This window comes from Micromonospora sp. CPCC 205561, from assembly GCF_036906775.1.
Classification (GTDB): domain Bacteria; phylum Actinomycetota; class Actinomycetes; order Mycobacteriales; family Micromonosporaceae; genus Micromonospora.
Map to the genome: position 1 here is coordinate 25111 of NZ_JBAKHV010000057.1, position 10999 is coordinate 36109.

8 protein-coding genes are annotated in these 10999 nt (G+C 75.3%); 4 read left to right on the forward strand and 4 right to left on the reverse strand.

Going from position 1 to position 10999, the window contains the following annotated elements:
• Nucleotides 1-85: 85 nt before the first annotated feature.
• Complete coding sequence (locus V6V16_RS23635; protein WP_334565363.1) at nt 86-1297, forward strand: glycosyltransferase family 4 protein; 1212 nt, start codon at nt 86-88, stop codon at nt 1295-1297.
• On the opposite strand, the gene V6V16_RS23640 is transcribed toward V6V16_RS23635, so the two are convergent.
• Both V6V16_RS23640 and V6V16_RS23645 read right to left on the reverse strand, forming a co-directional pair.
• Nucleotides 1282-1473, reverse strand: a complete 192-nt coding sequence (locus tag V6V16_RS23640) for a hypothetical protein (RefSeq protein WP_148710173.1) — start codon at nt 1471-1473, stop codon at nt 1282-1284. The two genes, V6V16_RS23635 and V6V16_RS23640, sit on opposite strands and share 16 nt — an antisense overlap.
• 115 nt (nt 1474-1588) lie before the next feature.
• Nucleotides 1589-3148, reverse strand: a complete 1560-nt coding sequence (locus V6V16_RS23645) for a hypothetical protein (RefSeq protein ID WP_334565364.1) — start codon at nt 3146-3148, stop codon at nt 1589-1591.
• Between the two features lie 116 nt (nt 3149-3264).
• Between V6V16_RS23645 and V6V16_RS23650 the strand changes: the two genes are divergently transcribed.
• Together V6V16_RS23650 and V6V16_RS23655 are read left to right on the forward strand one after the other, a co-directional pair.
• Nucleotides 3265-4524, forward strand: coding sequence for a polysaccharide biosynthesis protein (locus V6V16_RS23650; protein ID WP_334565366.1), 1260 nt, complete (start codon nt 3265-3267; stop codon nt 4522-4524).
• Nucleotides 4525-4544: 20 nt separating this feature from the next.
• Nucleotides 4545-7073: a fibronectin type III domain-containing protein gene (locus V6V16_RS23655; protein ID WP_334565368.1), complete on the forward strand. Its 2529-nt coding sequence runs from the start codon at nt 4545-4547 to the stop codon at nt 7071-7073.
• A 1-nt stretch (nt 7074) separates the two neighbouring features.
• Here the strand turns inward: V6V16_RS23655 and nudC are convergent, their stop codons facing one another.
• The gene (gene nudC, locus V6V16_RS23660) at nt 7075-7995 is read right to left on the reverse strand and encodes an NAD(+) diphosphatase (RefSeq protein ID WP_334565369.1); all 921 of its coding nucleotides are present in this window, start codon (nt 7993-7995) and stop codon (nt 7075-7077) included.
• A 179-nt stretch (nt 7996-8174) separates the two neighbouring features.
• On the opposite strand from nudC, the gene V6V16_RS23665 reads away from it, so the two are divergent.
• Nucleotides 8175-9989: a VanW family protein gene (locus tag V6V16_RS23665; RefSeq protein ID WP_334565370.1), complete on the forward strand. Its 1815-nt coding sequence runs from the start codon at nt 8175-8177 to the stop codon at nt 9987-9989.
• A 144-nt stretch (nt 9990-10133) separates the two neighbouring features.
• On the opposite strand, the gene V6V16_RS23670 is transcribed toward V6V16_RS23665, so the two are convergent.
• Nucleotides 10134-10871, reverse strand: coding sequence for a hypothetical protein (locus V6V16_RS23670; RefSeq protein ID WP_334565371.1), 738 nt, complete (start codon nt 10869-10871; stop codon nt 10134-10136).
• Nucleotides 10872-10999: the final 128 nt, after the last annotated feature.

A 10999-nucleotide genomic window follows, 5' to 3' on the forward strand; every position in this document is an offset into this window, starting at 1 on the left:
TTCGCCTCCGATCAGGCATTGCGGGGGGCGTGACGAAGCCCATACTGTGACGCGACGCGAAGACTACTCGGCAGTAGGAGTAAGTGTGGAAGCACCGCCTGCCGCCACCCGGCACGTACTTTTCCTCAACTGGCGGGACACCCGGAACCCGGAGGGTGGCGGCTCCGAGGTGTACGTCGAGCGGATCGCCGGGGAGCTCGTGCGCCGGGGCCACCGGGCCACCCTGCTCTGCGCCACCCACCGGGCGGGCCCTGCCGAGGAGGTCACCGCCGCCGGCGTACGGGTGCTGCGGCGCGGTGGCCGGCACACCGTCTACCTGCGCGCCGCGCTGGTCTACCTGGCGGGCGCGTGGGGCCTCGGGCCGCTGACCCGACGCCGGGGCGGTCGCCCCGACGTGGTCGTGGACGTCGGCAACGGCCTGCCCTTCCTCTCCGCCCTGTACGCCCGCCGGCCGGTGATCGCGCTGGTGCACCACGTGCACCGCGAGCAGTGGCCCGTGGTGCTGGGCCGCTGGCTGGCCGGCTTCGGCTGGTGGGTGGAGTCCTGGCTCGCCCCGCGCGTCTACCGCCGCTGCCAGTACGTGACCGTCTCCGCGGCCACCCGGCAGGAGCTGGCCACCCTCGGCATCGACCCGTCCCGGGTCGCCATCGTGCACAACGGCACGCCCGACATGACGATCGGGCCGGTGCCGCGCACCCCGCACCCGTCCCTGGTGGTGCTCGGCCGGCTGGTGCCGCACAAGCAGGTCGAGCTGGCCCTGCGCGCGGTCGCCGGCCTCAGCGCCGAGCTGCCCGGGCTCACCCTCGTGGTCGCCGGCCAGGGCTGGTGGGAGCCGCAGCTGCGCCAGCTCGCCGACGAGCTCGGCGTCACCGCCCGGGTCCGGTTCACCGGCTTCGTCAGCGACGCCGAGAAGCGGGAGCTGCTGGCCAGCGCCTGGGTCGCGCTCACCCCCTCACTCAAGGAGGGCTGGGGACTGACCATCGTGGAGGCCGGGGCGGTCGGCACGCCGACGGTCGCGTTCCGCGGCGCCGGCGGTGTCGAGGAGGCGCTCGTCGACGGCGAGACCGGTCTGCTCGCCGACGGCGTGGACGACTTCGTCGCCAAGGTGCGGCTGCTGCTGACCGACGACCCCCGGCGCACCTCGATGGGCACGGCGGCGCGGGCGCACGCGGCGCGCTTCACCTGGCCGGTCTCGGGCGAAAAATTCGCGGCCCTCGTGACGAGGACCGCGAACGTTCGGGCAAGGGTGCCGGCGGAGCAGTTGGAGCCGGTGGAGCCGTCCTACCTCGTGCCGTAGACCAGCGGCTTGTTGGCGCCGCCACCGCCGTCCGAGCTGGTCCGCGCGGCCTGCTCGGCCTTGGCGGCCTCGGACGACGAGGTGCCGGTGAGGGTGGTGGCCAGAGCCACCGACCCGAAGACGCCGAGAGCGACCGCGATCACTCCGGCGAGAACCAACGAGAGAGCACTGCGCATGGTGCTGACTTCCTCCTCGTGAGCTGCGTGCGCGGGACGTTACCACCAAGTAGCGTCGGTGGGGAGGGCCGCGAGGACGATCGATACCGGCCCCGCGGCGGCAACCCGGGGCAGCTCACCGCGCACCGCGCCCGCTCGCGGCCGGGTTCTCGTACAGGGTCAGGTCCCCACCCGCGTACACCTCGCGCAGCCCGACCAGCGCCGCCGCCTCCATCCGCTGCCCGCCGGCCACCCGTTGCACCACCACCCAGCGCACCCCGGTGTCCCGAACCGGGGCACCGGCGTCGAGCACCCGTCGCACGTGCGCGACGCGCGGGTTCTCCCCGCTCACCTCGCTCGTGCCCACCCAGAGCGTGTCGTCGACGAGGACGTCGGCGTCGACGTAGCGGGGCAGCGGGTCGAGTGCCGTCCGGCCGCCGTTCCAGGGATACGCCCGGTAGGCGCCCAGCGGCAACGAGAGCACCTCGCCCGGCTGGCCGTCCAGGCGGGCGGCCACGGCGTCCCAGTCCCTCGGATATGCCACCGGCCGCAGCCGGCCCGCCGCGCCGAACGCCAGGTCCGGCAGGACCACGACCGGCAGCACCAGCGCCCCGGCCAGCACCGCGCCCGCGCCGGCCCGCCCGGCCCGGCCGGCCGCCCCGGCCAGCCGTTCCGCGCCCAGCGCGAAACCCACGGCGACCAGCAGTGCGTACGGGACGAGGAACTTCTGCCCGTCGCGCAGCACCCCGGCTCCCGGCACCGTCGCCACCAGCCACTCCAGCGACGCGCCCAGGCCGGGCAGCACGCCCAGGGCGCCGAGCAGGAAGCCGCCGGCCGCCAGCACGGCGAGCCGGTCACCGGAGCCGTCCGGCCACCGGCGGCGCAGCGTCCGGTAGCCGAGGACCGCCAGGGCCAGCACGACGGCGGTGGCCACCGGCGCCAGCGGGGACGACCGGCTCGCGGGCGTCGTCTGCGCGTTCCAGATCCCGCCGGTGCCGGCCAGGGCGCCGAGCGCTCCGCTCCAGTTCTCCGCCCGCGCCGCGAACGCCGCCACCCCGTCGGGGTCGGTCCGGGCGTCCGCCCTGGTCAGGGCCGCCGCCACCAGCCAGGGCGCGTTCAGCAGCAGCACCGCCGCGATCGCGATCGCGGCGACCCGGCCGCCGCCGCGCCGCGGCACCAGCACGACGGTGGCGGCCAGCGCGATGAGTCCGCCGGTCGGGGTCACCGCGGCGAGGGCGGCGGCCAGCACCAGCAGCGGCAGTGCCCGCCGTCCACCGGCCGGCAGCCGGATCGCCGCCAGCACCAGCCAGGGCAGCGACGCGTACGCCAGGAGCAGACCCCAGTGCCCGATCAGCAGCCGCTCCGCCAGGTAGGGCGTCCACGCGTACCCGACGGCGGCCACCAGCCGGGTCACCGGGTGTCGGGCCGGCACCAGCAAGCCGGCGCCGACGGTGGCGAGCAGCAGCACCGCGACCAGCACCAGCCGCTGCACCAGCCACCCGGGCACCGCCTGGCTCGCCAGCGACACCAGGGCGTCCAACGGCACCGCCCGCGGCAGCGAGTCCGACGGGGCGACGAGTTCGGCACGCCACGGCTGGTGCGGCACGAAGACCATGTCGTAGCTGAGCACGTATCCGGGTGCCGCCAGCGGAGCCAGCACCAGCAGGGTGACGGCCAGCCCGAGCCCGACGAGCATCGACCTCTCCCGCAGGGTTGACCTCCTCACTACGCTGACCGGGCGTGGCACCGGCGTGGCGCCACTGTACGCGCGCCCGTCGCACACCCGGGAGTGCCGGCGACACGGGACGGTTGATGGCTACGGATTCGCAGAAGCCCGGCCGGGCGACCGGTCTCGGCACCGCCGGCGTCGCGGTGACGCTGGCCGGGGTGTTCGTCAACGGGCTGGCCTACGTGGTGCCCGTCCTCGGCGCGCGACACCTCGATCCGGCGGAGCTGAGCGCGCTCGCCACGCTCCTGGCGCTGGGCGCGATCGGCGGCGTGGCCAGCACCGGGCTCCAGATCGCGGTCGCGGTGCACCGGGCCCGGCACGGTCGCGCCGGCACCGCCCGACCGACCCTGCTCACGGTTCTGGTCACCGCCGTCCTGCTCGCCCTGACGCTGCCGGTGGCCGCCGTCCAGCTCCGCCTGGCCGCCCCGGCGGTACTGCTGCTCGGCGTGCTCACCGTGGCGGTCGTGGCGGCCGGCCGCTGGCTCGGCGAGTTGCAGGGCGACCAGCGCTTCCTGCGCCTCGCCGGCGCCATGGCGCTGCTCGGCGCCGGCCGCTACGGGGGAATGGTCGCCGGGCTCTCGCTCGGCGGTGGGCTCACCGGGTCGCTGCTGGCCGGCGCGCTCACCTCCGTCCTGGTGCTCGCCCTGCTGGTACGCCTCAACCGGGGCGCCGGCGTCGACCCGACCGTGCCCTCCCTCGCCACCCGGACGGTGCTCACCGCCAGCGGAGCCACCCTGGCGATGCTGGTGGTCTCCTACGCCGATCTGCTGCTCGCCCGCCGCTTCCTGCCGCCGGACGTCGCCGGCACCTACGCCGTCGGCACCGTGCTGACCAAGGGCGCCCTGTGGGCACCGCAGGTGGTGACGGTGATCGTGCTGCCCCGGCTGGCCAGGGGTGACCGGCGGGCCCTGGCCGCCGCGCTGGCCCTGGTCGCCGGCGCGGGGGCGGTGCTGGTGCTCGGCTCGGCGCTCGCCGGCGGGCTGGCCTTCCGCCTGGCCGGTGGACCCGCCTACGCCGCGGCCGGCCGCTACGCCCCGCTCTTCGCCGCCACCGGCGCCCTGTACGCGGTCGTGTTCATCCTGGTCAACGCCCGGGTCGCGGCGTCGGCCCGGTGGCCCGCCGCTCCGCTGTGGACGTCCACGGTGATCTTCGTGGCCGCCGTCGCGACCGTCGTGCCGCGAACCGTCGCCGGGATCGCCGGGGCCGCCCTGGCGACGGCGGCGGTCACCGCCGTCGTCACCGGATTCCTGACATTGGCCCACGAACGGGACAGCAGGTCGAAACGCACCCGTACAGCCACTACCACCCCAGCGGGAGGACATGTCACAGTGCGGGACGGATAACCAGGAGACGGGGGTTTCTGGTGAACGTCAGCACGGCCACGACCGGATCCGCACCAGGGACCCGTACGCACGCCCGCTGGTTGCTCGTGTTGTACGCCACCGCACTCGTGCTCACCCTGACGGCCGGCGTACCGGGCCGGGCCCGGGCGGAGGGCGGCATGTCGGCCGACCGGCTCACCGCCCTCTTCGAGCGCTACGGCGACACCTCCGGCCGGTGGAACGGCGCCGACCGGACGGCCTCGGTGCGGCTCCCCGACGGCCGGCTCCTCTGGCTCTTCTCCGACACCTTCCTCGGCCCCGTGGGCCCGGACGGCTCCCGCCCCCGCACCGCGTCGTTCATCAACAACTCGGCCGTGGTGCAGCAGGGCGACGAGCTGCGCGAGACGGTGCACGGCGGCACCGCCGAAGACCCCGCCTCGCTGGTGCCGCCGCCGGCCGCCGACCAGTTCCACTGGATCGGCGACGCCCAGGTCGTGGGCGAGACCCTTCAGGTGCTCGCCAACCGCTACCGCCGGACGGGCGACGGCCCGCTGGACCACGTCCTGCTGGGCACCGCGCTGGCGACCTTCGCGCTGCCCGGCCTGACCCCGACCGGGGTCCGGCCGCTGCCGCTGGGGGAGCGCGTCTCGTGGGGCTCCACCCTGCTGCGCGACGGCGGACACACCCTGATCTACGGCACCGAGGCGAGCGGCGAGACGAAGTTCGCGCACGTCGCCCGGGTCGCCGGGACCGACCTGAACGGCCCGTGGGAATTCTGGACGGGCACCGGCTGGGCGCCCGCGGCGGACCGCTCCGCCCGCGTCCTCAGCGGGGTCGGCACGTCGTACGGGGTGCAGCGGGTCGACGACCGGTACGTGCTCGTGACCCACGAGAACAACCTGGTGTTCAGCGCCGACGTGGTGGCGTACTCGGCCGCCGGGCCGACGGGCCCGTTCGACGGGCCGGAATACCTGCACCGCGCGCCGGAGACCGAGGCCGGGCACCTCGTCTACGACGCCGACCTGCACCCCGACCTGGCTCGTCCGGGCAAGCTGCTGGTCTCCTACAACGTCAACAACGTCGACGACGCGGTGACGTACGCCGACGCCGGCCTCTACCGGCCGCGCTTCGTCGAGGTCGACTGGCCCCGGCCCCGGCCGGACCGGGCCGACGTGCCGCCGGCGCCGGCGACGCTCACGGCCGAGGCGCGGGGCGCGGGCAACGCCGAACTGCGGTGGCGTCCCGTCCCGACCGACGACGAGCTGCGCTACCTGGTGCACCGCCGGAACGTGACCGCCGGTCAGACCCACTTCGTGCGGATCGGCGAGCCGACCGCCGAGCTCCGCTCCTCGGCCGACTTCCTGGTCAACGGGGACCAGTACGAGTTCCGGGTGACCGCCGTCGGGCGTCGGGGCGAGGGCCCTCCGTCGCCCGTGGCGCGGATGACCGCCACCGTGCCGCCGCCACCGCCGCCGGGCGGGGTGCGGGCGGCGGCCGGAGACAGCGGGGACGTGGCGGTGCACTGGGAGCCGATGCCGTTCGTCCAGCTGTTCCGGCTCTACCGGCGCGACGTCACCGCCGGGGAGCGGGAACCGGCCCTCGTCGGCACGTTCACCGGCACCAGCGCGACCGTCAGCTCGCTGTGGCACGCCCGGACGTACGAGTTCACCGTCGTGGCGGTCGGCGGCGGGGGCGACAGCCAGCCGTCGGCACCCGTCCGGGCCACCGCCTCGATCAGGCCGCCCGCCGCGCCGGACCGGCTGACCGTCCGGGCCGAGCCGGACGGCTCGCTCCGGCTCGGCTGGGCCAGCCTCGGGCCCGGCGTCTCCTACCGGGTCCACCGGCGCGACGTGACGGCGGGCCAGACCCGCCTCGGCCCGCCCGCCCTCGAGGCCCGGCCGAGCCACCTCGCTCGGCACCTCGAACACGGCCACGAGTACGAGTTCTCCGTCAGCGCGGTGGACCGCGACCGCGAGGGGCCGCCCTCCCCGCCGGTGCGGGCCCGGGCCCGCTTCACCGCCCCGCGGGTGGTACCCACCGGCCTGCGGGTGACGAGGGTCGGCACGGGTGAGGTGGAGCTGGCGTGGCGCTCGGACGATCCCGGCGGGTGGCACCGCGTCTACCGGCGGGACGTCACCGCCGGGGAGCGGGAGTTCACCGAGGAGGAGGTGCCGGTGCAGGGCACCGCGGCCACCATCCGGCGGCTGCGCAACGGCCACGAGTACGAGTTCACGGTGGCCGCGGCCAACCAGGCCGGCGCCGGGGAACGGAGCAGGCCCGTCCGGGCCGTCCCACGGCTGCCCACGCCCGCCGGGTTGACGGCGACAGCCCTCGGCAACGGCGAGGCCAGGCTGACCTGGCGCCCGGCCGGGCCGGGCCTCGCCTACCGCGTCCAGGTCCGGGACGTCACGGCCGGCGGAGCGTGGCGCACCGACCCGGTGCCGGTGGGCGGGACCGGGTTCACGGCCGTGCTGCTGACCCGTGGGCACCGCTACGAGTTCCGGGTCGCCGCCACCGACGGTGTCGACACCGGGACGCCGTCGGCACCGGTCGCCGTGCTCGTGGGCTGAGTCAGGCCCCGGCGGCGAGCCAGCGGTGGAGCAGGTGGTGGTCGATCGAGTCGACCCGGCCGAGCGGCCGGCCGGCGGCCACCCGCTCGCGCAGCTCGTCGCGGGTGAACCAGCGCGCCTCCAGCAGCTCCTCGCCGTCCACCCGCACCCGCTCCGACGCGGCCGTGGCCCGGAAGCCCACCATCAGTCCGGCCGGGAACGGCCACGCCTGCGACCCCACGTACGCCAGGTCGGTCACCGTCACCCCGGCCTCCTCGGCCATCTCCCGGCGAACCGCGTCCTCCAGGCTCTCGCCCACCTCGACGAAGCCGGCAAGCGTCGAGTACGCCCCCTCGGGTGCGCCCGCGTGCCGGGCCAGCAGGCAGCGGTCCGGGGCGCCGGGTGCCTCCACGAGCACGATGACCGCCGGTTCGATCCGGGGAAAGAGGAGCCGGCCGCAGCCCGACCGCGCGCACGAGCGCATGTGCCCGCCGCCGTGCGCGACGGTCGACGCCCCGCAGGTGCCGCAGAAGCGCTGCTGCCGGTGCCAGTGCAGCAGCCCCCGCGCGTACGCCTGGACGGCCGCCTCGGCCGGTTCCAGCCGGCCGACCAGGGCACGTACGTCCACGGCGGCGCCCGCCCCCGCCGCCTCGACGGCGGCGGCCTCCGGCAGGCCGGAGAGGTCCACGGCGAAGACGGCCGATCCGTCGTCCATGCCCAGGAAGACGGTCTCGTCGGCGACGGCCAGCGCCTCGGCCGCCCGGTCACCGGTGAGCCGCACCGGCCCGTCCGCCCCGACCAGGCAGCGGTCCCGCCAGAGCGGCAGGAAGGTGCTCGTCGGCTCCGCCGTCAGCGCGGCGAGCCGGTCCGGATCGGTACGCAGCTCTCCCGCCCGGTCCAGCCAACCGCCCCCGTACGCCAGGACCGCCTCGTCCGCTCGCATGCCCCTACCGTGCCATGCCCACCGGCGCGGCCGACGACCACCCGGCGTCCCGCGGCCCGCGCCGACACGCGGTGGCGCGGCGGTGGGCGGCAGGCTGCCGCCCCGTCGGGCCCGCCGGTTACCGTAGGTGTCTTCCGGGCGCAGGAGCGCTCCCCCCGTTGTGGGTACGTCCGATCGAGGTGACCGTGACGCTGTACGGCGAGAAGACTCCACCCGCCGACGACCGGCCCACCGTGCAGGTCACGGCGGTGACCTGGCCCGGTGACGAGCCGCCGCCGGTCCCGCCGGCGGGCGCGCCCGGCGGATCGCGGTCCCGCCGGGTCCGGCTGCTGCTGGCCGCCGGGGTCGCCACGGCGGTGCTGGCCTCCGTGGCGGGGGCGGGCGCCTACGCGTACGCCGGGGACGTGCCGCGCGGGACGACGGTCCTCGGTGCCGAACTCGGCGGCCGGAGCCGCGCGGACGCCGCCCGGGAGCTGCGCGCGGAGCTGGAGCGCCGCGCCGGCGCCCTGACCGCCCCCCTGTCGGTACGCGTCGGCGAGCGGACCGCCACGATCGACCCGGCCTCGGTCGGCCTGACCGTCGACGTCGACGCCACCGTCGCGGCGGCGGCCGAGGCCGAGGCGCACGCCGTCGACCGGCTCGTCGGGTCCCGCGCGGTCCAGCCGGTGGTGGTCGTCGACGCGGCCCGGCTCGACGCCGCGCTGGAGGAGGTGGTCGGCGACCAGGGCCGCAAGATGACCATGCCCGCGATCACCTGGAAGGGCACCACCCCCAGGGCGGTGCACCCGAAGCCGAGCCTCGCGCTCGACCCGGAACGCTCCGCGCAGGCGGTGCGGGAGGGCTGGCTCGGCGGCCAGCCGGTGACCGTGCCGCTGGTCGAGACGCACCCGGCGACCACCGCCGAGGAGGTGGACCGGCTGGTCGCCGAGCTGGCGAAGCCGGCCGTGGCGGCCCCCGTGACGGTGACCACCGAGAAGGGCTCGGTGCGGATCCCGCCGAAGGCCATCGCCAGGGGCCTGCGGTTCACCGCCGACAAGGCCGGCAAGCTGACCCCGCAGGTGGACGTCAAGCGGCTGCGCGCCGCGCTCGGCGACGACCTGGCCGCGATCGAGGTGCCGCCGAGGGACGCCAGGATGACCATCTCCGGCGGCAGGCCGAAGGTCGTCGACGGACGGCCCGGGCAGCAGCTCGACAGCGCCGCCCTGGCTCGGGACCTGCTCGCCGTCCTGCCCCGGGCGGACGACCGGAAGGTCACCGGGGAGCTGAAGCCGGCCGAGCCGGAGCTGACCGCCGAGAAGCTGGCCGGGCTGGGCATCAAGGAGCGGGTCTCCTCCTTCACCACCCGGTTCACCGGCGGCCTCTCGTCGCCACGCAGTCAGAACATCGTCACCATTGCCAAGGACGTGGACGGCACCGTGGTCCTGCCCGGTGAGACGTTCTCGCTCAACGGGCACACCGGAGAGCGGGGCTACGCCCAGGGCTACCGCGACGCCCCGGTCATCCTCGACGGCAAGCTGGTCCCCGGCGTCGGTGGCGGCACCTCGCAGTTCACCACCACCCTCTTCAACGCCACCTACTACGCGGGGCTGGAGGATGTCGAGCACAAGCCGCACTCGTACTGGTTCAGCCGGTATCCCGCGGTGATCGAGTCGACGATCTTCTGGCCGGACCTGGACTTCAAGTTCCGCAACAACACCGAGCACGGCGTGCTGATCGACACGTCCTACACGTCGAGCTCGATCACGGTGTCGATCTGGAGCACCAGGGTCTGGGACAGCGTGAAGACCGAGTACAGCCCGCGCCGCGACGTCACCCGACCCAAGACGGTGTACCTGGAGCCCGGCCCGAGCTGCATTCCCGCCGGCGGCAGCCAGGGCTTCACCCAGGACGCGTACCGGGTGTTCAAGAAGGACGGCAAGGTGGTGAAGCGGGAGAAGTTCACCTGGCGCTACCTGGCCGAGCCGCGCTTCATCTGCGGGCGCGAACCCTCCTGACCGCCGCCCGGGTCCCGCTCGCCGAAGCCCCGCCGGCCACGTCGCCGGCGGGGCTTCCCCTGTCGTACGCGCACCGCGCCGACCGCCGACGCCGCCGCCCCGGCACGTCGCGCCCGAGGGTGCCGATCCGCCCCTGTGCCTGGGCTACCGGTGGCGGAACCACAGATTGGGTTCGGTGTAGGTGCCCTGGTCGAGGTCGCGGTCGATGCGCAACAGGGCCAGACCGTCGGGGATGACGTAGGCGCCGCTGTCGGGGAAGACCATGCCCGTCCACCGCTGCCACTCGGCCACGGTGCCGGTCATCGTCTGCGACCGGGGGGCCGTGGCGACCAGCCGGGCACCGAGCCGCCAAAGGGTGCGGACCCACGGATCGAGCGGAGCGCCGTCCTCTCGGGTCCAGGTGGCGAACCGCTCGATCGGGGTCAGCGGGTAACGGGCCTTGAGCGTGGGCCGTACCGGGGCGACAACGCGGGACCAGCCGCGCTGGCCGGCCAGCGACCGCAGGGCCGTGATCAGGTCACCGGCCAGTCCTCGTCCGCGTAGGTCGGGGCGAACCTGGGCGGCCATCACCACCAGGGTGTCGGGGGTGTCGCCGTGGTCGTGGCCGGTGATCGCGTGCCGGAGCGAGTCGGTGTAGCCCTCGGGCAGGTGGGCCGGATCGCCGTCCCAACGGATCGGCACGCCCCATCCCGCGGCGACGAGCTCGTCGTCGCCGTCGAGGAGCACCAGCTCCAGGTCGGCGAACACCTCCCGCACGCGTCCGAGGTGCCGCTTCGCCTCCCGGTCGGCGCTGATGAAGGCCGGCCAGCCGCCGGCGAACAGCCGGCCCAGCTGGTCGTCCGGCCGGGGCCGAGCCTTCAGGGGTTCCACGACGGTCCGCACGGCGGCTCTCTCCACAGGGTCCGTAACGCAGTCCAGGGTCACCCCGAAGGGTGACCCTGAACTGGAAGATTGTCCGGCGGTGTCCTACTCTCCCACACCCTCCCGAGTGCAGTACCATCGGCGCTGGA